The 23,693-nt window shown below is 48.2% G+C and carries 14 protein-coding genes; 1 reads left to right on the top strand and 13 read right to left on the bottom strand.

Annotated elements, in window-relative coordinates:
* Nucleotides 1-155: 155 nt before the first annotated feature.
* The 11 genes from NYR53_RS13845 to NYR53_RS13795 all read right to left on the bottom strand — a co-directional run bounded on the left by NYR53_RS13845 (nt 156) and on the right by NYR53_RS13795 (nt 20,417).
* Nucleotides 156-1,253: a chymotrypsin family serine protease gene (locus NYR53_RS13845; protein WP_261305711.1), complete on the bottom strand. Its 1,098-nt coding sequence runs from the start codon at nt 1,251-1,253 to the stop codon at nt 156-158.
* A 175-nt stretch (nt 1,254-1,428) separates the two neighbouring features.
* The gene (locus NYR53_RS13840) at nt 1,429-1,908 is read right to left on the bottom strand and encodes an NUDIX hydrolase (RefSeq protein ID WP_261305710.1); all 480 of its coding nucleotides are present in this window, start codon (nt 1,906-1,908) and stop codon (nt 1,429-1,431) included.
* 45 nt (nt 1,909-1,953) lie between these two features.
* Nucleotides 1,954-5,439: an AAA family ATPase gene (locus NYR53_RS13835; RefSeq protein WP_261305709.1), complete on the bottom strand. Its 3,486-nt coding sequence runs from the start codon at nt 5,437-5,439 to the stop codon at nt 1,954-1,956.
* Nucleotides 5,440-5,894: 455 nt separating this feature from the next.
* On the bottom strand, nt 5,895-7,073 hold the full coding sequence (locus NYR53_RS13830; protein ID WP_261305708.1) for an exonuclease SbcCD subunit D: 1,179 nt from the start codon (nt 7,071-7,073) through the stop codon (nt 5,895-5,897).
* Between the two features lie 70 nt (nt 7,074-7,143).
* Nucleotides 7,144-11,097: a helicase-exonuclease AddAB subunit AddA gene (addA, locus tag NYR53_RS13825; RefSeq protein ID WP_261305707.1), complete on the bottom strand. Its 3,954-nt coding sequence runs from the start codon at nt 11,095-11,097 to the stop codon at nt 7,144-7,146.
* 22 nt (nt 11,098-11,119) lie between these two features.
* Nucleotides 11,120-14,650 (bottom strand): helicase-exonuclease AddAB subunit AddB, encoded by a 3,531-nt coding sequence (gene addB, locus NYR53_RS13820; protein ID WP_261305706.1) that lies wholly within the window; start codon nt 14,648-14,650, stop codon nt 11,120-11,122.
* Nucleotides 14,651-14,802: 152 nt separating this feature from the next.
* Nucleotides 14,803-15,285: an SRPBCC family protein gene (locus NYR53_RS13815; protein WP_261305705.1), complete on the bottom strand. Its 483-nt coding sequence runs from the start codon at nt 15,283-15,285 to the stop codon at nt 14,803-14,805.
* 257 nt (nt 15,286-15,542) lie between these two features.
* Nucleotides 15,543-16,652 (bottom strand): citrate synthase/methylcitrate synthase, encoded by a 1,110-nt coding sequence (locus NYR53_RS13810; protein WP_261305704.1) that lies wholly within the window; start codon nt 16,650-16,652, stop codon nt 15,543-15,545.
* A gap of 162 nt (nt 16,653-16,814) precedes the next feature.
* A complete protein-coding gene (locus NYR53_RS13805) occupies nt 16,815-17,582 on the bottom strand; it encodes a glucose 1-dehydrogenase (protein WP_261305703.1) in 768 nt (255 codons plus the stop codon).
* A 243-nt stretch (nt 17,583-17,825) separates the two neighbouring features.
* The gene (locus NYR53_RS13800) at nt 17,826-18,710 is read right to left on the bottom strand and encodes a TolB family protein (protein WP_261305702.1); all 885 of its coding nucleotides are present in this window, start codon (nt 18,708-18,710) and stop codon (nt 17,826-17,828) included.
* Between the two features lie 336 nt (nt 18,711-19,046).
* Nucleotides 19,047-20,417, bottom strand: a complete 1,371-nt coding sequence (locus tag NYR53_RS13795; RefSeq protein WP_261306362.1) for a class I SAM-dependent rRNA methyltransferase — start codon at nt 20,415-20,417, stop codon at nt 19,047-19,049.
* Between the two features lie 125 nt (nt 20,418-20,542).
* On the opposite strand from NYR53_RS13795, the gene NYR53_RS13790 reads away from it, so the two are divergent.
* The gene (locus NYR53_RS13790; protein WP_261305701.1) at nt 20,543-21,574 is read left to right on the top strand and encodes a Na/Pi cotransporter family protein; all 1,032 of its coding nucleotides are present in this window, start codon (nt 20,543-20,545) and stop codon (nt 21,572-21,574) included.
* Here NYR53_RS13790 and deoC read toward each other — a convergent pair.
* Nucleotides 21,537-22,220, bottom strand: coding sequence for a deoxyribose-phosphate aldolase (gene deoC / locus NYR53_RS13785; protein ID WP_261305700.1), 684 nt, complete (start codon nt 22,218-22,220; stop codon nt 21,537-21,539). The genes NYR53_RS13790 and deoC overlap by 38 nt on opposite strands.
* Nucleotides 22,221-22,352: 132 nt before the next feature.
* The gene (mtaB, locus tag NYR53_RS13780) at nt 22,353-23,693 is read right to left on the bottom strand and encodes a tRNA (N(6)-L-threonylcarbamoyladenosine(37)-C(2))-methylthiotransferase MtaB (protein ID WP_261305699.1); all 1,341 of its coding nucleotides are present in this window, start codon (nt 23,691-23,693) and stop codon (nt 22,353-22,355) included.

Raw genomic sequence — 23,693 nt, 5'->3', positions numbered from 1 at the left:
AAGATTAGTTGACTCCCTTCGACCCTGTTGTAAGTTTTTATGTCCATAACTAATACGTTTTAGATGGAATAAAGTAGCATTTTGTCGAAAAATAAAATAAAAAGCAAAAAACCAATGTGACTTAACTCATTGGTTTTTGGATGAAATGATCGTATTTACTTAGAAGACTTAACTAGCACAGCGCGTGTGCGTTTACGTTGTTCATCTGTTAGTGGCTGAACGTAAGAATGGTTGCCTCGTGGAGCAATCCCTTTAATCGCGCCGGCTTTGAAAGTTCCACCAGGGGCCGGAATGGCAATACGTAAACCATACGTGGCCATTACCAGTCCTATCGGATTACTAATCGAGCGCATACCATCCGCAGTACCAGCGAAATTAAGCGCCGCTGCAAAGCGATCTGTTGCTCGGAGCCATACGGAACCGGAATCACCTGGGAGTGAAACAGCGCCCGTATTCCCGCGAATAACCGATTGATTTCGGAACAATAATGTCCCTAACGTTCCTCCATAGGAAACACGTACATCCACATTATTGGATTCTACCGTTCCTCTGACAAAGCCCGTTGTACGACCAGATTTAAATACTTGAAGACCGACAGGATAGCTTAACAAGTGACCAGGAACTGTAACCAACTGCCCTGATGCACTGACTAAGTATCTTGGATTCAATAAGCTATTTGAAAACGGCAATGCAATCGCTGAATCTTGGAAATTGACTTCACCCGGGCGCAGTCTGACGAATTGAAAGGCTCTCCCTATGGTGTTACCGGCAATCGCTGCATCTGCTGGGCCTGGTTGCACGGTTGCAGAGAAGGCAGTTGAGTTGTTTTTAATAAGAACATGGTTGTTGCTCAGAATGTAAAGTTGGTTGTTTTTGATTACAATCACACCTGCCGTTCCTGTGGCAAACGGATCCGGTTTACCGATGCTTACACCGCCTGGCACGGGACGAATTCTATTGCGAAATAATGTTGGTCGGATGACTTTTGGTTTTGTTGCAGATGCATTCGTTTTAAACATCCCAGAAGGCACGAAACGAACGGGAACTGCCGTACCTGCTTTGGCAACCACCCCTTTAAGGCTGCTCAGACTGGAGGGGACGATTTTTTTATGCGTATAAACAATAACGCCAGCTCCGAGTGCCGGTTTACTTGGATCCGCATAGCCAACACCAACAGCCATGACCTCCGCTCTTTTTAGTAAAACGGGGGAAATTCTATTCTTATGTTTTAGCGCCTCATTAAATGTTGCCATTCACATTCTCCTTTTCCTAAAGATGTTGCAGTGTATGCCAACTTGTACGAATCGGCTTGATCACTTCACCTAAAGATGATTTTTAGGATGTAAAAAAGGCTAACGACGCTTGGAGCGTCGTTAGCCTTGAATAGGGGAGTTGAAGGTTGGAAGAACTTGTTAAAGTCACTGTATTTTATATTTCATTGGTCACTTCATGCTTTATAACCTCAGTAGACAGTAGGAAATTAATATCACGCTTTATAAATTCGGGGTACACCTCAGTTTGATTTAGTTCATCAAATGAAAACCACCTAAAAATTAATCTGTTACCTTCTTCAATCCCATTAAATTCAGATTCCTTATTTATGATTTCGTTATTCTCTGGCAGCGAGATCAAATAATAAAATCCAAGCTCATGAAAATTTTTACCATTTTCTGCAAAAATCAATTCATGAACGTAACTTAGACGTTCCACATGTGCTACGACGCCCAGTTCCTCTTGGATTTCTCTCACGATTCCATCACTAGTTGATTCATTAAATTCCACACGTCCGCCAGGTAAAACCCAGTAATCATGTTCTGGGGTTGTATGTAGGAGGATCTTGTTGTTATGGATAGCAATTCCTGCAACTCTAAAATTAAACTTATTATTTTGTCTTTCGAAAGTTAACAAATGATCACCTTCCTCAGTAAATTCTGAGCCCCATACAATAAAACTCTACAGATCCTCAACGACAATGCGGCTCCCGCGCCCAGATGGCTCTGCTGGGAGGACGATTAATTTACGAGCTAGACGAGCGCGAAGCTCTGGAACGTGGGAAATGACACCTACAGCTAGACTGTCCATATGAAGCTTCTCAAGCGCACCGATGACCATGTCCAGCAGCTCTTGGTCGAGCGTACCGAAGCCTTCATCGAGGAAGAAGAATTCCAGCGGATATTCCCCTTTCAGCTGGATCTGTGCGGAAAGAGCGAGCGCTAACGCCAGCGAGGTAAGGAACGTTTCACCGCCCGACAGTGTGCTTACCGGGCGCTTTACCCCTCCGTTGGCATCGTCACGGATGACGAAGCCTCCTCCAGAGTCGACCTCAATCGCATAGCGCCGACGCGTCAATTCACCTAGCCGCTCCGAAGCAGCGCGGCTAACTTGCATGAGCTGCTCTTCGGCGAGGTATTCGACGAAGGCATTGGCCTTAAGCACGGCTTGCAGCTTGCCAAGCCTTTCCAACTGCGTCGCCTGTTCGACGCGACGCGTCTCAAGCTCGCACCACCGCGCATGCCGCGTAGCGAGCTCACTCGCGCCTTGCGCCGCCTTGGCCCGCGTCTCGAGCGCGGCCTCGGCGGCCGCTTTCGCGGCGCTCAGCTGCGCCTGCGACTGCGCCCACTCGTCCGCGCTCAGCACGCGGCCCTGCAGCTTCGCTGCCAGCTGCGCCAGCTGGGCGCGCAGCGCCTGCTCGCGCTCGCGGTGCTCCGCAGCGAGCAGCGCCCACTGGCGGCGCTGCTCAGGCGCTAGCGCCGCGGCTTCTGCGGCTTCGCGCGACGCGAAGCCGTTATCCGTGAGCGCGCCGTGCAGCGCGCGCTCGGTCTGCGCCAGCTGCCGCGCGGCGGCGGCAGCGGCTTCGGCGGCGGCGCTGTATCGCTGCGCCGCCAGGAGCTGCTCGCGCTGCGCAGCAGCGTGCGCGAGCTTGGTCACCTGCGCGAGCTGCCGCAGCTGCTCTAGCGCGGAGGTCGCCTCCGCGATGAGCTGCGGCACAGCCGCGCCGGGCGCGCGCAAAGCGAGCTGCCGCGACTTGTCGGCGGCGAGCTGCGCCAAGCCCTGCAGACGTTCATGCAGCTGCAGGGCAGTACGATCCTGCTCCTGTGCGGCGCGCTGGAGCTCGTCGATCTTCCCGTTTAGCTCGTCAAGAAACGGAATACTCTTCTCAATTCGGCCGCGGAGCTCCTCGGCTAATCGCTCATTGGCAAGCAGCTGTTCAAGCTGCTTGTCCACATCTATCCAGGAAAGTTCCGCATAGCGCTCCTGCCAACCTTTTAGCTGCTCACCTAGCGTTGATGTTATTGAAATTAGCCTGCTATCCGCTTCCGATAACAAGCTCGCAGCTGCTTGCATTTGAGCACCTGCTTGTACGAATTGCTGCGCATGCTGTGCATGCTCTTTCTGCAGACTTTGGAAAGAATGTTCAAGTTCTTCTGACTGGGAAATACAGGAAGTTTGTCTCGCCTCCATAACTTTCCATTCCTCTAGCAAAGCCTTAAAACTTATATCTTCATTAAGCTCCCCAAGATTGGCAGTAGCTCCTTCTTCTTTCCCAGCAGCTGCCTCGTCCCATGCCATAGTAGAGAGTTCACTGGTTAATTCAGCGTGTTCTTGACCAGATGCAGCTAGAACTGCTGCCAAATCAACTGCCTGCCGATGGACAGAAGCCAATCTTCGCAACAGCTGCTGCCCCGTGAATTGATGCTCTTTTGCAAGCTGAAGCAGCTCTTCCACTTGTCGAAGCTGTTCTTCATATGCCTGATCATAGGCTGTTTCAGCAGGTTCTTCGCTATGCAGCTTTAACGGATGCTCTGTCGCACCGCATACTGGACAGTGATCCCCATCCGCAAGCTCACTAGCAAGAATCGCCGCCAAAGCATGACGCTCTTGCATTTTCCAACTTAACTTCTGTCTCTCTTTGTAAGCTTGTAAAGCAGGAACGAACTTGGTAAATGCTGCAATTTGTAAGTTAACATCTACACCAGTTTCCTGCAGCTCCTTCAGCCACCCTGACAATTTAACCTGATAAGCTTGTTGCTTGGCTGCCAATTGCAATTGACTTTGTTCCACTACCGAGTAAGCGACAGCCTTATCTTCTCTCGCTTTCTTAGCATCAAACTCTTGAGTTTGGAGTAGTTCAATTGCCTTTTTCTCTTGAACCGCGGATTGTAATAGTTGTCGAGATACCGAATTGGTTTCCACCAACTTCAGTTGATCTTTAAGCTCGGTTTGTTTAAGGATTGCTTTTTGTTTTGTTTCTATGTTTTTACTCAATTCAGCCTGCAAATGCGTAAAAGCTACCTTAACTTCTGCTTCTTGCATCTGAGCCGCTTGGATTTGGCTTTGAACTTGTTCAAGCTCCTGCTGAATGACAAGTGCTTGCTGCAGCTGGTCCAACCGCAATAAAAGCGGCCCTTCCTGTGAAGCCAGCTCTTGCTGTGCATGTTCAAATTTGTGAACAGCTTGCTGATAGTTTGTTTCCGCTGTTAGTTGGGAAGCTGCTGCAATTTCAAGCTGTGTTTCCCCTGTTAACACATCCTTGACTGCCAAAGCATGCTGCTCCAGATAGGGCCTCACCTTTTCAGCCTGTTCAGCTTTTTGAAGAAGCTGCTCCTTTTCGAGGATGAACGCCTCTTGTTCCTGCTGCTTCTGCGTTTCTAGTTCCAGTGCTCTTTTCTCAATCTGCCACTGAAATACCTGCTTATGTTCGTCATAAGACTTCTCCTGCTGTTCCAAATGAAGACGACTTCGAACCGCTTCTTGTTCTGCTTCCAGAAGTCTGGCATTGGCTTCTTCTAGCGCTCTCTCTGAAGCATCCCCAAGCCCCTGCTGCTCTGCAGCAAGCTGCTTAACAGTGCTGTCCGTTTCTTTCACTTTGGAACTAACCTTCGCGCTCAAATGGTCCCCATACTGTTCAAGATGGAATAGCCTCTGCAGCATTTGTCTGCGATCCTTGCCGGTCAACGTCAGAAATTCTGCGAATTTCCCTTGCGGGAGCACGACAGCTCTCGTAAAGTCCTGCATAGACAGACCCAAAATATGCTGTACCTGCTGATTCACTTCACCCGCTTTATCTGCAAGTACGATGGTCTCGGTCCCTTTAATATGTAGAAGCCGACTAATTGTCCCGTTTATGGACAACTCCGCTCCGCGCTTGAATTGCCGTTCGACACGATAACGCTCAGTGCCGGCCGCATTTGTCAGCTCAAACGTAAAAGAAACGAACAGCGTCTGCTCCGCATGATTCATAATCGCTTGCGTGCCTCCGCTTGCTCTTTCCACTTTGCCATATAACGATAGCGTGATCGCATCAAGAATCGATGATTTCCCACTGCCCGTCGGGCCAAATATGCCAAACACGCCCGCATCCACTAATTGGCTGAAATCGATCGTCTGCATTTCCCGATAACTCTGAAGCCCGGACATTTGCAACTGAATTGGACGCATGCCAAATCCTCCTTTCATAAAAACACTAGAATAACTTGCTATATGTTCCTTTTGTTTATTTCTTCGTTATCCGAAAACTAACTTAGATTTCTCTTAGTTATCCACAAACACTTCTCGGGTATAAAACACTGATTTCCATCTAACCAATCGGCAGCAGCTTGTTCATCTGAAAACATTCTATTTGTCCTAGGCTTCTTCATTCACTCCGCGCTAAAAATACTGCAAAAGCTGCAGCTAATTTTCACGCAGAAGCCAGTTTCGAGGAACTTAAATGCAAAAACTACATCAAATTCTTCTAAATGGGAGGTATTTGCGAGTATTTAACAGTATTTGCTGCACTTTTGCATCAAAATGCACATTTATGACCATATCACATGAAATACATGCACAAAATGCATCTACTCTCCCAGCTCATTAAAAAAAGAGCTTGTGAGTAAGCTATAACTCCCCCAAACCTACTCCCCAGCGGCATCCGCCAAATCCTTCTCCTGCAGCAGCTCCAAAAACAGCCGAACCAATTCAGGCTCAGGCTGTGCACCGCCAGTTTGACGCGAATAAAAGCGTGTAAAGTGCTCTTCCATTGTTAGATCTGCTTTCGATACAACAGCTCGGACTGCCTCCATCTCCGGGTAAATGGGCCGAATATGGATGAAGCCTTCGTATGCTTTACGCAGCGATTGAATCTGTTCAATGGACATAGCTTCTGTCATCGTGACTTCCAAATCGATCCAGGCATTGGCATCGCGTTGTTCATCCAGCCATTGGTGCACCTGACCAATTCCTTCTTTGGCTCTCCAACTAACAAGTGGGCGGCCCGAAGTCAGAAAGATCTCCTTCGGCTCGGCCGCTTGTCCCGGAGCTAGATCGAGCACTGTGACCGACTTCGCTTGACCAGCTTCCGAGAAGCTGTAAGCGATTGGAGAACCACAATAACGGATAGGAGACGCTGCTTTCACATTTTGCGGTCTATGCAAATGACCAAGCGCAACATATTGCGCTCCTGCCGTCAGAGCATTGGTATCTACCGTGTAGGCGCCCCCTACTTGAATAGGGCGTTCCGATTCCGTTTCATGACCGCCAAGAACGTATAAATGGCTCATGATCAGATTTACCGTCCCGGCTTCAAAAGAAGCCGCTTGTTTTCGAATAAGCGCACCCACACGTTCGGAATATTTACTACGCAGTATTTCCTCCTCAGCAACATCCGAGAGCAGCTCCTTGAGTCGCGATTCCGACGGGTACGGCAGCGCAATCAGACGTGCCAACTCACCTGTTCTTGCAATACCAATCGACTGGATGTCAGGGACCGGTAAACCAATAATCGTGATCCCTTGTTTAGCCGCAAGCGGACCAGATGCTGCAAGCCGATCCGGATGATCATGGTTGCCGGAGATAATGGCCACTTGGCGCTTCCCGCCGTCAGCCAACCTGGCTATACCTTCATAGAAAAGCTGCTCCGCAGCAGCGGGAGGATTTACGCTGTCATAGATATCTCCTGCGATGAGAACCAAATCGATGGCTTGATCTTGCACAATCTGCACAAGCTCATCCATGAATGCGGTCTGTTCCTCTAACCGGCTGCGTCCTTCGAGTGTTCGACCAAAGTGCCAGTCAGCCGTGTGTAAAATTCGCATAACTCATCTCCTTCCTAAACATGCCATATACCCCATATCTATCTATCTATCTATCTATCCGTATACCCTTTTACATCTCCAACAATTTCGCCCCATCAAAGAAATACAAGAACTTCCCATTTACAGGACGCTTCCAAATATGTTCCACAGCCCGGGTATACAGGGATATTTGCTTCTCATAACGCACCATTAGTTCTGTATCGCTACTTCCCTTTACCGCATCCGTTTTATAGTCAACCAACACGAGTCCCAGCTCGTCTTCGAATAAACAGTCGATAACCCCTTGAATTAACACCGTCTCACCTATCGTGGATCGGTCTGTTCCCATGTAGACCTCGTCCGCAGGCAGTCCGTAGCTAAATGGCACCTCACGCTGCACGTTCGCAGCTTGTACCATCCGTTTACCAACTTCTGTTTCGAAAAACTTCAATACAACCGGAATATCTACAACATCACACTGCTCCTGCGTTAGCGTTTGTTTGTTCAGCATTTCCGCAAGAGTTGCCTTTATACTCGATTCCGTCGGCGATTCCTGCAAAGAAAGATTTTGCATGACAGCATGGACAACGGTCCCCTTCTCAGCGGCAGTTAGCTTTTTCTCTTCCATGAATCTAGGCCTGCGCCATACCGCAATCTTAGGCTTCACCGTAGATTCATCCAAAACAGCAGTCTCAGCCCCAGATGGAAATTCCATATCTCCCGCAAGGCGATTCATTTCAGACAAACGCTTCATTTCCGACACAGTGGTCTTAGCAAAATGCTTAGGCGCATCCGGATATTCATATGTCCAAGAAAGCCGATCCTCCAACCAATTCTTCCATTTGCCCGCTGTCGGTACAGAATGACTTTGATGAACGGCTGACATTCGGTCTGCGTCGGGTAACACACTTTCAACTTCCAACGTTTCTTCCATTTGCAAGCTCTCAGGTTGGATAATCGTCAACTTCCACTGTGAAGGATCTTGCAGCAGACGAACGCCGGAGGATACCTCACTAATACCGAGCCGCTCTCTCCAAAGAGCCGCATCTGGATGACGAAGCAGGGCTGGTCCAACCCAATCGAGATAGTTCTTCGCTTTAGCTAATTCAAAGTCCGGCAAATACCAATCTGTCCTAGACAGATGACGCCCCCACCCTCGCAGCAGCTTCTCGAGCGATTTCACTGTACCTAGTAAATAAAGCTTTTCTCTCGCCCTTGTGAGCGCAACATACAAGACGCGCATTTCCTCTGCAAGCAGTTCTAGTTTCATTCTTCTTTTGATAGCTAAGGAAGGCAGTGTCGGATAGCTTACACGCAAAGCCGTATCCACAAACCGAGGACCGAAACCAAGCTCTTTATGCAGCAGAAAAGCATCATTCAAATCCCGCTGATTGAACATTTTGGCCATTCCTGCCACGAATACAACAGGGAACTCAAGCCCCTTACTTTTATGAATCGACATGATGCGAACCACATCTTCTTGTTCACCAAGCGCTCGCGCTGTGCCTAGATCTCCGCCACTTTCTTTCATTCTTTCGATAAAACGCAGGAATCGGAATAATCCGCGCAAGGATGTGCTTTCATACTGTCTTGCACGATCGTATAACGCTCTTAAATTAGCTTGTCTTTGCAAGCCACCTGGCAACCCGCCAGCGAAATCGTAATAGCCCGTTTGTCTATAAATGCTCCAAATCAAATCGGCAAGAGAGCCTTGTCTAGCGTCATTTCGCCACTTTTCAAGAAGCCTAAGGAAATGGTTCAGTTTTTGCAAAAGATCTTCGTTATCATCAGACTCAGCACTTTTGACTACCTGTAAGACAGACTCGTAAAAAGGCACTGATTTATCCGCGACCCGAATTTGCGCTAAATCCTCGGCCGTTAGCTGCACTACCGGAGATCGCAATACTGCCGCAAGCGGCACATCCTGATACGGATTGTCGATAACTTTCAACAAGGAAAGCATCACTTCTACTTCTGTTGCAGAAAAATATCCCGTGCTTAGTTCCGCGTAGGCCGGTATGCCCTGTTTTTTGAATTCTTCAATGATGACAGGAGACCACGCCTGCGTCGCCCGCAGCAAAATCACGATATCGCGATAGGTCGCAGGACGATCACCACCGGTTCTTTTATCAAAAACCTGAAAAGCTTCCTCTCCCCCAGCACCCAGCAATCCTCGAATTTGGCGGGCAATCGTGCGCGCTTCCAGCTGCGCTGTTTCCAGTTCTTGCGCTTCAATTAGGGGATCAGAAGCCCCTTCGGCCCCCTCGCCAAAAGCTTCTGAGTCTTGATCATCGCTATCCTCAGTAAACGATTCACTTTTGTCTGGCAGTTCCGTCCCACGATCGACAATCAGCATTTCCACAGAACAATCGGAAGCAGATGGCGGATAGCCCGCTCCGTATACAAGCTCAGCGCGCTCATCATAGGTGATTTCACCAACAGTTTCATTCATCATTTGTTTAAAAATAAAATTGACCGCATCAACAACCTGAATCCGACTGCGGAAATTACGCGCCAAATCGATTCTTCCACCATCGGAAGACGTTTCTGTTGACTCATCTTTATTGGAACGGTACGCCTTATACTTCTCCAAAAAGAGTCCTGGCTCAGCCAAACGGAACCGATATATACTTTGTTTCACGTCGCCTACCATAAACCGATTGCCAGGCTTCGTATTTGAGATCAGTTCTACAATAGCTTCCTGCACACGGTTCGTATCCTGATATTCATCCAAAAGTACTTCCACGAATTGTCTGCGATAGGCCTGAGCGGCTTCGGATGGAATCAGTTCCCCCGGGATTGAGCCTTCTGCACTAAGAATTTGTAAGCAATAGTGCTCCAAATCGGCAAAATCGATCAAACCTTTAGCTTGCTTGGCCTCTTGATACCGCTGTCCGAAATCAACAACCAAATCCACTAACGTGTGAAGCAAAGGAGCCATTTCGGCAATTTCTTGATGAAATTGTTCAGGCGTACGCCCGAACAGCTCTTCTTTCATTTTGTTTATTTGCTCTTTAGCTTTATTGCGCAGCTCCTTGACTTCCTCTTGCAGCTCTTTATCATAGTCATCGCCTTTGCAAGCTTTGAGCTTACCGAACTCGACCGTCTGAAAACCAAGATACAAAACGGACCACGGATAGGTGGTCGTTTCACGCAAATTGTTTACGAGCAGCAAATCTTCTCGCAAATTGTCCAAATACGGAGCCGGCCCGCCAGGCGATTCAGCGATTTGCTGTGCTTGCCGCAGCAGATCAGCGGCTCCTTCCAGCTCCAAAGACAGGTCGCGGATCAGACTCTGCTCCCAGATCGAATAGTCCGCTGGCGCAGTCGCAGCGGCAACGTAAGGCAGCGCCTCCTGCATAACGGAGGCAGCCTCATCCGGCACGTCCTGCGGTACCTGCGGCGCCGGCGGCCCAAACATCGAAGCCGTCGCCCTGAGCCAGTACTCGGGCCACGGATGACTGCGCGACACATCATACAGCTTTTGAATAAGCTGCATGATCGCGTCGTCGTTACGCTCGCCGCTGAACGAATCGACCAGCCGCCAGAAGGCGCTGCTCTCTCCGCTCTCGGCGTAGTACTGCTCAAGCATTTCGCCTAATAAGTCTTGGCGAAGCAGATCTGCCTCCGTTTCATTTGCGATGCGGAAGCCCGGGTCTAACCGAATAAGGCTGAAGTAGCGTTGAACGACTTCCAGACAGAAGGAATGCAGCGTAGTAATGGATGCGCGTCCCATTAATGCGAGCTGCTTGCGCAAATGCTGCGAATGCGGCTGCTTCATCAATTCTTTTTCCAGCGCTTCGCGTATGCGATGCTTCATCTCGGATGCCGCTGCCTTGGTAAACGTCGCGACCAGCAAGCGGTCAACATCAATCGGCTCCCACTCATTGGATATCCGGCGTATAATCCGCTCGACGAGTACGGCGGTTTTGCCTGAACCAGCAGCAGCGGCAACCAGCATATTTTGACCCTTGAGTGTAATCGCATCCCATTGATCATCCGTCCAAGTACTGCCGGGAGGCTTGGGCTGTTGTTGTTTATTCACGTATGTACGCTCCTTTCTGCCTTTAAGCTTGGCTCACGTTTTGCTCCAGATCGGACCAGAGCTGATCTTTACCCCGTTGCTTGAGCTGGTGAACCTCATTGCCTTCAAATAAAGGATCAAATTGACAAATCGATTTATACGAACAATGCATACAGGCAGTTTTTTTACCCAAACGGTATGGAGCAATATCCACATGTCCATCTGTGATACCCGTTCCGATCTGCTTGACCTGTTTCCGCACATATTTCCGAAGCGTATCCCACTGTTCATCCGTAGCAACCGAAGAAGTTGAATAGAAGCCTCCATCCTTCTTCAAGGCAACAGGGATAAGCTGTGAGTGACCGGCACTCTTCACCAGCTCATCGTCCATCATACCGGCTACTTCCGCATGAGCGGTGATTAAGCCCTTCATTTTAAACCGTTTACGCAGCTCCTTCTCCACTTCAGTGGGATCGAGCGCATTTTTTTGCTGGAGCATCGGATTATGCACATGGAAATAAAGCACGCCTGCGGGCTTCGCCGCAATACCCAGCCACTGTTCCGCATGGGTAATAATGACGTCCAAATACGTCAGCATTTGCAGCGAAAGACCGTAATACACCTCAGATAACTGCAAAGAGGTTTGACTCGATTTATAGTCAATAACGCGCAAAAGAACGCCCTGCTCGCCATCAGCTCTATCTACACGGTCAATTCGGCCGATAATTTCCATGGTACAGCCATTATCCAACTCAAAGGTTAGCGGCGGCAATTCCTTACCAGGTCCAAAATCAATCTCCAGACCTAATGGCTGAAACTGCCCATGCTTGGCATGCTCACCGAGCACAACAGCGGCTCTGCCTACGACCTGCTTCAACTTTCTAGCTATGTAAGCATAACGGCTGGAACTTAACAGAATTTCTCCCTGGAGCTTTGGCGCGAGCTCGTCCACGACCTGAGCGGAACGCTCCATACATTGCTCGGCCGTAAGCGAGCCCCAGTCGAGCTGATCCTGCTGGAGCTTTTGCACAAACTGATTTAACGCTGCGTGGAACAATTGCCCAATATCCGGAGCATCTAGTCGGTAAACCCGTCTTTCCTGCAGTCTTAAGCCATGGGACACGAAATGCGAGAAAGGACAAGCCACATACTTCTCCATTCTCGATACACTCGCACGTAAATTTTGCCCATATAGAAGCTTGCTTGTCTTCAATCTGAGGCCATTCTCTTTATTCGTATATTGCAGCGCTTGAACTAACGATTGCAGCTTCATCTGCCACATCGGCTGCTCGGCATACCAATTGTACGTTTCCCACCAAAGGTCAGCCATTCGTCCACCAAGCATCCAATGCTTCATACGAACAGCCAAATAGGAGATGGCTTGAATGGGATGTGAAATATAAGCCGCCTGCTCGCCTTCCGGTGATTCTGCTGCTGGTTCAGCAAGTAAAAGAGGAGCATCTGTCCCCGGAAAAAGCTGACGCATCTGCTTGATTAGCTCCGAAGGAAGAAGGGATTTCCCTTCCTCATCGGCAAGTGGGTAGCTTATCCAAAGCCTTTTGCCTGGCACGGTTAGCGACGTATACACAATAAACTGCTCGTCCAGCAGCTTGCGGCGACTGCCATCCGCCATTGGCAAACCTGACTCCGTGAGCACACTTCTTTCCGCTTCCGTAAGGACGCCTTTTTCATCCATTTGAGCAGGGATAACCCCATCGTTGACGCCCAAGATGTAAGCATATCGAATCCCGCTGGAACGTGTCCGATCCATACTTCCAATCAATAACTGATCCATCGATGGCGGCACTAAACCTAGCTTCATACTCTCCATGCCCGTCTCAATAAGTCCGTTAAAAAGCTCCAGACTTAAGGAGTCTTCCCCCATCGTCTCTACTAATTGATCCAACATATCCATGACACTATCCCACATTTGTCCATGCTCTCGCGCTTTTTCTGGCTTCCCATCTAAGATTGCTTGCTGACTCCATGATTCTAATTTTTCAGGAGCTTGTACAGTGATCAGAAGCTCATATAACGCTTCAACTTGCTCTTTCACCGAGCTTGCTTGCTGCAAACGTTTCGAAAAAGCCAGTAGTGGTCTTACAACCCACGCTTTGCTCGTATTTAAGGACTGCAGCTCAGCCGTTTGCTCCTGTTCACCATCGTCCGCTTGCTCCAAATTAGCTCGGAATTTAAAGGTCCATGGTTTTCCGTCCGTCCATCTGTATCCTTGAATACCGAAGGCAAGCACATAATTTTCTAATTTATCCAGCTCCGTCCGCTGGAAAGCTGCTTCCATTGGCAGCAGCAGATCCGTTTTGACACACCGAAATACGGCGTCGTAATGCCAATTGTGCTGCACAACTTCCAAGGCTGAGCGAATGAATTCAACGAGTGGATGATGAAGGACTGATCGCTTTTGGTCAAAGAAGTGAGGAATGTCATAATCGGTCAAAACTGCTTTTAACAAATCCTGATAACCTTCCATGTTCCGTACCATGACAGCAATTTCCCGCCATCGAACGCCATGTTCACGAACCAACAGCAGCATATCCCGCACGGCACCCTCAACCTCAGCACGGCGATGGACAGCCTCCCTAATAACAAGCTGGTCACTTAATTTCTCATTTGGCGCAGGCGTATATCGCCCAGCACCGCCACCTATACGTCGATCGAAATTTCGCTCTAAATAGCCTAGAGCCGGACTATCTTCATAGCGCGGCGATGTTTCAGGAGCCATAAGATGAACTTCAGCTGCCGGTAAGCCAAGCTTCCAAATGAGTTCTTGCATCCGTACCATCGTCGTCGCTGTCGGGTGAAACAAATCCAGCTCGTCAGGCGTATCGCCGGCCTGCAGCTCACGATCCAAACAGAGTGTAACCGTCACCTGTTTGCATGCAGCGAAAAGTGCGCCAAGCACCGCAAATTCTTGCGGCGTAAAGCCATGGAAACCGTCGATCCAGATCGATGCCGACCGCAAATAAGCGGAATTCGGTATTTGCTCCGCCAGTAGCGTTAAATAATCCTCGCCGTCCAAATACTGACGGGAAAGCTCAGATTCAAATTGGCGATAGACTAACTGAATGTCATGCATTTTATCACGCAGCAATCCGCTCTCTCCGAGCGTAACCACACGTCTGTTCTCGTGTTCTTCGAGCTGCTTAGCGGTAACACAATACCGTTTCATTTCTGTGAAAAGCTGATTCAGCCTGTCGACGAACCCCATTTGCTCCGCCGAATGACCGAATAGGTGAAGCTCATCTTTATATTTATGTAAAATGCTGGTTAACAGCAATTTCTTGCCTGTATCATCAATGGGCAGCCTCGCTGTGCCGCCTTCTTCTTGCATGACACGCCATGCCAAACGGTGAAAACTTAACACCTGAGCGCGGATCATTCCACGAATGCTGGGATCAGAGACAAGTGCATGCTCCGCCTGAAACGTTGCTTGCTCAGGAACGAGTAAAATAAGCGGATGACCTTCCGGTTCTGCCGCCAAATGCTGCTTCATCTCTGTGAGGCAGCGTTCGCTTTTGCCACTTCCGGCTCTGCCGATTACGAATCGAATGGACATATACAGGCTCCTTTGTTCTCATATCTCTCCTATTCTATCATACTTTTGGTAGAAAAGAGGTGTGGGAGATGATGGGCTTTCGCCAGAACAAATAAGCTGTTCCCCCGTCATTAGGACCGTGAGATCAGCTTATATATACCCTATGCTTTGTTCTAAACTAAACTGCTGACTGCTACTTTGTACTGTTCATACCACTTTTCCCATTCACCTTTTGGAAAGTCCATGAAGTGACCATCTAATAAAGCATACATCATATCGAGGCAAATGTGCCATCCTGATAAATCTTTTGGCGTATGATCGGTTATTTCGCTAATTAACTCATTTAATAGAAGTAAACAGCCTTCCGGCTTTGGGTATAATTCGAAGCGAACTCGATCTTTACCCCACTCGAATTCTAAGACGGAGTATGGTTCGAAATCTGTAATTTTCATATCGATGTAAGTCCCAGATTCGTCCTTCATATCAAATTTGATATTTCCTCCGATGCGAAGATCCTCAACTTGGAGATTAGACATCCATCTGACAAGCTTATCATTATCGGTTAAAGCAGCCCAGACTTTTTCAACGGAGTGTTTCAATGGACGATCAAAGCGAGCGAGATAGCCACCCTCAACTTTTTGTATAGAAGCCAACATTTTCTATTCCTCCTCATTAAAACTGTTCAAGCGCTCAAGCCTGTTCGATATATAACTATAGGGTTATATTACTGTGGAGTTCTATTGGTTTCAAGTTTCGACGTGGTAAATGCATCCCTTAAAGGAACGTCAATCACTTATTTGATCTCTTTCGATTTAAATGACTGGATGTGGGACGTTCCGATAAATAGTGAAGCCCACGCTATAGCGCACAAAAAAAGCGAGGCTCAGTTGCCTCACTTAGTTAGGTTTTATGGCTATTTTAAGGCAGCAGGCATCTCACCTATATAGACGGATTGCGGCCGAAAAATACGATTACAGCTTGCTTGCTCCAGTAAATGAGCTGTCCATCCGACCATTCGGCTAGCTGTAAAGCTAGGTGTAAATAAAGATTTAGGTAAGGCGATAGCCCGCATTACGGCTGCCGCATAAAACTCCACATTCACATACAATTTCCGGCCTGGTTTATAAACAGCCAACAGATCGACTGCCAACTTTTCAACGTGAATAGCAAGTTCGAACCATGGATCCTCTGAGGCTAATTCCGTTATGATTTGCCTTAGCGCTTCCGCCCGAGGATCACTCGTTTTATAAATGCGATGTCCAAAACCCATCAACCGATTACCCGCTTCCAGCTGTTCAATCAACCATGCTTCCGCACGATCTTTGGTTCCTATTTCATCCAGCATATGAAGGACTTCAGAAGGTGCTCCTCCATGAAGCGGCCCTTTCATCGCGCCAATCGATGCGCAGAGAGCTGAAGCAACATCAGATTGTGTAGACAGCACTACACGTCCTGCAAACGTAGAAGCATTCATCCCATGTTCCATGGCTAGTATGAAATAAGCCGTTAACACCTTCACATGAACTGTCTGTGGGACTATACCAGTCAGCATATACAAATAATTGGCTACATGACCCAGCTCTGGATTAGGTTCAATAGGCTGAAGTCCCAATGAATGTCGATACTTAAAAGCAATAATGGTTGGCAGCAAAGCTGTATATGCCAAAACTGATTCATACTGAGGAGGCCAAGCAGTTTCGTTCACGGACTCTGTTCCTAGAAATGAGATCGCTGTACGCAGCACACTCATCATATCGCATTCCAGAGGCAGCAAATTTAAGGCTACTTTCAATGTTTCAGGCAAATGCCGATGAGCCGACCATTGGGCTCTGAAATTAACAAGTATCTCTTCAGTAGGCAGCTCACCATGCCAGAGTAAATAAGCCACTTCTTCGAAACTTTTATCCAAGGCTAGCTTCTTAGCTTCATGGCCGCGATATACAAGATATCCTTTATCCCCATCCACTAAGGATAATTCTGTTTCTGCTGCAATAATGCCTTCTAAACCTGTTACGGATGCCATACTGTCATCTGCCTTTCGATGAGAAGTGAAATCGTACTTCCCTCATTTTAGTCGGTAATGACAGTTTCATCCAATTGGAGTTTCCTTTCAGCACGATAAATAAAATTCAATAAAATATTTATATCAATCATAAAAATTTATCGATATGGTCTCATTACTTGGCTATTCCTCTTCGTAGATCATTTTAACAGTCATCCCGCCATCAACAGTCAGATTCTGACCCGTGATGAATCCAGCCTTTTCGCTGGATAAATATAGACAAGCGTCCGCGATATCCTCGGGTTTCCCGACCCGGCCTACTGGATGTTGCTTTCGATCTGTTTCCGAATGGACAACGATTTCCTTCCGAGAAGAGAGCTGCCATTCTCTTACCTCGATCCATCCTGGAGATATCGAATTTACGCGTATTCCATAGCCCCCTAAACTGACAGCCATTGCGTGCGTTAATGCAGCAATACCACCTTTGGAGGCGGAATACGCTTCTGTATTGGGTTCTGACATGAAAGCTCTTGTAGACGCCATGTTAATGATAGAACCACCTTTCCCACTCTGCTTCATAATTCGAGCCGCTGCCTGCGAACAGAGAAATGCCCCGCTCAAATTAACGGAAATCACTCGTTGAAACTGCTCAATCGTGAGCTCTAAAACATCTGCATTGTGCATAATTCCTGCATTATTAACAAGCACATCGAGACCACCCAAATCAGTGGAGGTGCGTTCAATCCAATGTCGTACTTCCTCTTCCTTAGACACGTCCAACTTCATAAACATCGCATCTTCCGTATATGGGCGAAGGAGCTCAACCGTTTCCAGGCCAGCATCCTCATTTACATCGGCGATAGAGATACCAAATCCTTCTTGGGCAAAAGCCATGGCAATGGCACGTCCAATACCTTGGCCACCTCCTGTAATTGCTGCAATTTTCCTCATACGACACCTTACCTCCAGTGTGTTAATAAGTCTTTTTCCCTTACTTTACCTTGCCCATAAAATAAGATAGCATTTAACATTTGGAAGAAATAGTTCCATTAGCAGGAACCCCTTCTGTTTTCACTTTTGCAAAACCTCTTAGTACTCACAGTAGTCCCACACATATGAGCATTACGATGCCGCCAACCCAAATCGAGCGGGAAATGCCCGCTACGGAAGTAGTGGTTCTCCCCTTAGGTCATGTTATTTTTCCTTTAGCTGATAACTGACAAATGCCAGATGCCTGCTATCGGGCGACCAAGAATTAACGTTGATTGTACCCTGACCTCCGAACAACTTAACCAGTGTGCGAAATTCTCCACCAGCACTAGACATCAATCGAATTTCTACATGCTTATTTGGTGGATGGTCCCCTGGAGCGACATCATCTTTATAGTAAGATAGAAAGGCTATAGACTCTCCATTGGGAGAGATATGCGGAAACCAGCTGTTACTTTCATCATATGTCATTTGTGTCTGTTCACTGCCGTCGGCATTCATTCGCCATACCTGCATAAGGCCTGTACGGACTGAGTTAAACCAAATGTGCATGCCATCCGGCGAGTATTCAGGGCCGTCGTCAAGACCGGGAGAATCGGTCAGCTGCGTTTCAACACCGCCAGTTACAGGAATGGTGTAAATATCGTACTGGCCGTTCCTCTCGGCGCAATAAGCTAATGTGCTGCCGTCTGGCGACCAGCCATGCAGATAGCTAGGTGCCAGTGGTGTGATGAGGACAGGATTGCCGCCCTTTAAGGGCAAAACATAAATGCGCGAATGACCATCCTCCTGCGTATGGTGACTTACCGCGATGTGAGTATTGTCAGGTGACAACACATGGTCATTGTTACATTGCATGGCATACCCCGTGTCGATAACCGTACTTTCTAGTGTGGCAATGTCGAAGGAATAAAGGCGACCTAAGCTGTTATAAATGAGCCGCTTACCATCAGCCGTCCAGTTAGGAGCTTCGATCAGATTGTTAAATTGAGCCAAAGCCTTTCGTTCGCCAGTCTGAATATCCACGGTTTCGAGGGTACTGATCACATTTCGACCTAAGATCTTGTGAGCCTGCTTTAAAGTATTCATTGGTTGTTTGCTCCTTTGCCATTTCATTAATTGAAGTGGGATCTTGCTCTGAGGAGATCATAAATTACATTCGGTATGTAAGTATTCAAGTGTTTCCTATGTTTAACCTTCTTTCCATCCTTTACAAATTCAATTGCTGATAATAAATATTAACTCTTAAACTTTGTAATTATGTTCAAAATCCGATTGCTTTGCCTGCTCTCAGCAGCTGAGAGGTCCTTTTCAGACGTCTCGCGACACTTTCGCTGCATTCGAGCCTCCGAGACAGCCTGCGGACAAAACAAAAAAAGCAAGGCTCATTAGCCTTGCTTTTCAAAGTCAGATCTGTCCGTTTTTCTACTTACTCCGTACCTCAAAGATTGCAAACTTCAAGTAATGTCCCTCATCAACACCGAGGATGCGTGGATGATCCATACCCGCTTCACGGAACTCTATTAATCGCAGAATTTTACCTGCATCAGTCGCAGCCGCATGAATGGTCTCAAGGAACAACTCAGGGTGCATGTGATAGGAACAACTCGCTGTTACCAAGTAGCCGCCTTCGTTCACAAGCTTCATGCCGTGTAAGTTAATATCCTTGTAGCCGCGGCAGGCACCTTCGACGGCACTCTTCGTTTTTGCGAAAGCAGGAGGATCAAGGATGACCACATCCCAAGTCCGTCCACCTTCTGCAACCGGCTTCGACGTATCCACTTTAGCTTTACCGCTGCCCGCATTGGCACGAATCTTCCGCTCATCCAAGCCTTTGACTTGTGTACGCAAGTATTCAAAAGCATCTGCGACCACAAACTCTACGCGTTCTTCAAAACCGTTCAATGCAACGTTCGTCCGCGCGCTTTCAATCGCATGCTCCGAAATATCGAGGCAGGTTACTTTTTTCGCACCGAACTTACAGGCATTTAACGTGAAGCTCCCCGTATGCGAGAAACATTCCAGTACAGAAGCACCGTCCCAATATGGAAAGGACACGACTTTGCCGTTCGCATTCACTGGAAGTGTCTGGCTCACGCCATCCTCCTCAACCACTTTCAGTTCAATTCCGCTGCGATGTCCCCATCCAGTCATTAGCGGAGCGATGGCTGCGCGATTCTCTCTTTGGTCAAAGAAATAACCGGTTTTCTGACCTTCTTCAATGTCAACGCGAATGCGCAGGCCATTTTCCAAAATGTCAACATGTTTGGGACACTCGCCATACAGTAAGCCCTTGGTCTGTTTCAACCCTTCCAGCTCACGAATCGAAACATCACTGCGTTCAAAAATACCAGTTGGCTTCACAACCTGAACTAATGCAGCAACAATTTGTTCTCTGCAGCGATCCATCCCCATCGTGAGAATCTGGACAACCAGTGTATCCTCAAATTTATCTACAATGAGTCCCGGCAAAAAGTCGGCTTCGCCATAAACCAAGCGATAAGATTGCGCATCTTTCACAAAGCGCTTGCGATGCTGTAAACAGCGTGTAAACCGCTCAACGAAAAACTCCGTTGTCATCGCTTCAAGCGGCTTATAGGATACGATTCGGACCGTAATTTGGGAAGCCTCATTATAATACCCCGTTGCAAGGTATTGACCAAGATGCGTTTGAACAGGAACTAGTTGTCCTGGTTCGATCACACCATCTACACGCTCGATTTCACTTTTGTATACCCATGGGTGTCCTTGCTCCAAACGAGGTTTGCGTTTCTTATGTAAAAATACTGCTGCCATTATGCTTTTAGCCGTCCTTTGTGTGAAACCGTTCACTCTCATCAGCTTGCTTGTCATGCTTGTCTGTACGGTCACATATATTGGTTGAAAAATGATTAGCAAGCTCGCGAAGGAGATCATCTGAAATGATAACTACCATCGTACTGCCTGTGTTGACAGGTTTAGCTCTATTTCTGTTCGGTATGAAGCTGATGGAAACCGCGCTTCAACGGTGGGCAGGCCCCCGCCTCCAGCTATGGCTGGAGCGGTTTACCCGCACGCCGGTACGCGGCCTCGCCACCGGCACTGTACTTACAGCGGCGCTCCAAAGCAGCACCGCCATTACCGTAATCGCCATCGGCCTTGTAGGCGCTGGCGTACTGAGCTTCCCGAGAACGCTCGGCGTCATTCTCGGCACGAACATCGGCACGTGCCTCACCACCGAGCTGATCGGGCTCAGCCTCGGTGGCATCGGCGTGCCGATGCTGCTTGCGAGCACCGCCGTCTGGCTGGCGAGCTGGCTTGCCGGGCCGCTGCCGCAGGGCAGGGCCCCCGTTGTTGCCGCCGCGCGACCACTCGCGGCGACAACCATCTCGCCCGCCAACATCGGCGGGCACAGCTGGCTGCGCAGCGTCCGCTACGGCTCGCTTGCGGTCAGCGGTTTCTCTCTCGTGCTGCTCGGCATCGAGATCATGCAAACCATCGGGCCAGCCTTGCAGTCCCGAGGTCTGTTCGCCTGGTTCGTGCTCCAGGCGCAGCACAGTCTGCTGTGGGGTGTCATCGCCGGTGCCGCGGTCACCGCGCTTGTACACAGCAGCGCAGCTGTCATTGCGATGGCGATGGGCCTCGCAGCTGTCGGGGGCATTCCCGTCGAGCTTGGCGTAGCGATAACCATCGGTGCCAATGTGGGCACCTGTGTGACCGCACTCATCGCCGGGATGAGCAGTTCCCGCGCCGGGCGATACGTCGCCTGGTCACATATACTCCTTAATATCGGAGGCGCAGTCCTATTCTACCCCTTCATCCATCAGCTCGTGAGCCTTTCAGCGCTTCTTGCTAGTGATGCATCCCAACAAATTGCCCGATCACAAACGATATTCAATATCGTGTGTTCCATTCTCGCTTTACCGCTTTGTTATCTTAATATGTGGAAGCGTCTTGAGTTCCGTTCACAATAGCAACGCCTGAGCTTGTGCCTAATCTTGTTGCCCCTGCCTCAATCATAGCAATCGCCGTTTGCAAGTCTCTAACACCACCTGATGCTTTCACACCAATCGTATCAGATACGTTTTGGCGCATTAGACGAACATCTTCCACCGTAGCCCCGCCCGGACCAAAGCCCGTAGATGTTTTAACGAAATGAGCGCCTGCTTCTTCGGAAAGTCGGCAAGCTGCTGCTTTTTGCTCATCATTCAGGAAGCCCGTTTCCATAATTACTTTAACAATCGCTTTGCCTTTTACAGCGTCCACAACTTGTTTAATGTCAGAACGAACAGCGTCATGCTGCCCTTCAAGCAATAAGCCAATCGGCAGGACTGTGTCAATTTCGGCAGCCCCATTCTCTACAGCCTTAGCCGCTTCAAATGCTTTCACTTCGCTCAAGCTGGCGCCAAGCGGGAAGCCAACAACAGCAGCAACCTTTACACCTGTTCCTTCTAGTGCTTTACTTGCTGTTCCAACAAACTGGGAGTTTACACAAACACTAAAAAACTGGTGCTTCGCAGCTTCCTCACACAATTTGTGAATTGCGGCTGTGCTCGCATCTGGTTTTAATAACGTGTGGTCAATGTATTTTGCAATTTCCTTAGCGCTCAAAGTACTCATTTGATGCACCTCATCTTTTTATTTTTGGAACCATTCCCTATTTAAACCCTTTAATGAGAAAACCTCTAGCGTAGTCATTCAAGATGAGCGACTACGTTTAGAGGTAGGTTTTATAGCCTTAAGAGAGACTCTTTACAAATTTACAACGCTAGCCGCTTCTAAAACACGAACCAACTGTCCTTTACTTTCATTAACGCCGGCTTCCGTTACCTTAACGCGGCAAACTTGACCGATCATGTCCTCGGAGCCTTGGAACACAAGCTGTACATAGTTATCGGAATAACCCATGAACAATCCGCTATCAGGAGCGCCTTTGTAGGCACGTTCTGGAATGACTTCAAGAACTTCGCCAACAAATTTTTGTGCATACGCAAGCTGCATTTTCTCGGAAAGATCGATCAGCTCGTGTACGCGGGCATTTTTGATTTCCTCATCCACTTGATCTTCCATTCGCGCAGCAGGAGTTCCTGTCCGTTTGGAGTACGGGAATACGTGCATCTCAGAAAACTTCATTTGCTCCATAAATTTGTAACCCTCGCGGAACATTTCCTCAGTTTCACCTGGGAAACCAACAATGACGTCCGTCGTAATCGCGACATCCGGCATGATTTCATGAAGACGTTCGATCTTGCGAGCGAATTCTGCTGTTGTATATTTTCTGCGCATCCGTGCAAGAACTTGATCATCACCAGCTTGCAGCGGGATATGCAGATGACGGCACATTTTGTCCGAGGACTTCAGAACTTCAATAACTTCATCTGTAATTTGGCTGGCTTCAATCGAGGAGATACGAATCCGTTTCAAGCCTTCGACTTTGTCCAGATCCCAAAGCAGCTTCGCTAAACTGTAGTCCTCAATATCTTCGCCATATCCACCAGTGTGAATACCCGTCAATACGATTTCTTGATAACCCGCAGCTACAAGCTGCTCAGCTTGGGCAACAACGCTTTGTGGTTCACGACTGCGCATCAAACCGCGCGACCAAGGAATAATGCAGAAGGTGCAGAAGTTATTGCAGCCTTCTTGGATTTTAAGAAAAGCTCTTGTCCGATCGGCAAAATCAGGCACATCCAGTTCCTCGAACTGACGTGTTTTCATAATGTTGCGCACGGCATTGATCGGCTGACGATCTTGCTCAAATTGTTTCACAAGCGGAATGATCTTCTCCCGATCCTGTGTCCCAATCACCATATCCACGCCTGGAATCGCCATGATTTCAGCAGGTGAAGTCTGTGCGTAACAACCAGTTACGGCAACAATGGCTTCAGGATTACGACGAATTGCACGGCGAATCATTTGGCGGCTCTTCTTATCCCCTGTATTTGTAACGGTACATGTATTAATGACATACACATCTGCCGTATTCTCGAAATCAACCTGCTCGTAACCCTCATTTTTGAATAGCTGCCAAATGGCCTCTGTATCATAGAAATTGACTTTACAACCTAATGTATGAAACGCTACTGTTGCCAT

The sequence above is a fragment of the Paenibacillus andongensis genome, assembly GCF_025369935.1.
Taxonomy (GTDB): domain Bacteria; phylum Bacillota; class Bacilli; order Paenibacillales; family NBRC-103111; genus Paenibacillus_E; species Paenibacillus_E andongensis.
Note: the sequence above shows the minus strand (reverse complement) of the source record. Positions and strands in the feature narration are given on the sequence as shown.

Coding starts and splice junctions, on each gene's coding strand:
- NYR53_RS13845 (WP_261305711.1), bottom strand. CDS start 1,253: ATGGCAACATTTAATGAGGCGCTAAAACATAAGAATAGAATTTCCCCC.
- NYR53_RS13835 (WP_261305709.1), bottom strand. CDS start 5,439: ATGCGTCCAATTCAGTTGCAAATGTCCGGGCTTCAGAGTTATCGGGAA.
- NYR53_RS13830 (WP_261305708.1), bottom strand. CDS start 7,073: ATGCGAATTTTACACACGGCTGACTGGCACTTTGGTCGAACACTCGAA.
- addB (WP_261305706.1), bottom strand. CDS start 14,650: ATGTCCATTCGATTCGTAATCGGCAGAGCCGGAAGTGGCAAAAGCGAA.
- NYR53_RS13815 (WP_261305705.1), bottom strand. CDS start 15,285: ATGTTGGCTTCTATACAAAAAGTTGAGGGTGGCTATCTCGCTCGCTTT.
- NYR53_RS13810 (WP_261305704.1), bottom strand. CDS start 16,652: ATGGCATCCGTAACAGGTTTAGAAGGCATTATTGCAGCAGAAACAGAA.
- NYR53_RS13805 (WP_261305703.1), bottom strand. CDS start 17,582: ATGAGGAAAATTGCAGCAATTACAGGAGGTGGCCAAGGTATTGGACGT.
- NYR53_RS13800 (WP_261305702.1), bottom strand. CDS start 18,710: ATGAATACTTTAAAGCAGGCTCACAAGATCTTAGGTCGAAATGTGATC.
- NYR53_RS13795 (WP_261306362.1), bottom strand. CDS start 20,417: ATGGCAGCAGTATTTTTACATAAGAAACGCAAACCTCGTTTGGAGCAA.
- NYR53_RS13790 (WP_261305701.1), top strand. CDS start 20,543: ATGATAACTACCATCGTACTGCCTGTGTTGACAGGTTTAGCTCTATTT.
- deoC (WP_261305700.1), bottom strand. CDS start 22,220: ATGAGTACTTTGAGCGCTAAGGAAATTGCAAAATACATTGACCACACG.
- mtaB (WP_261305699.1), bottom strand. CDS start 23,693: ATGGCAACAGTAGCGTTTCATACATTAGGTTGTAAAGTCAATTTCTAT.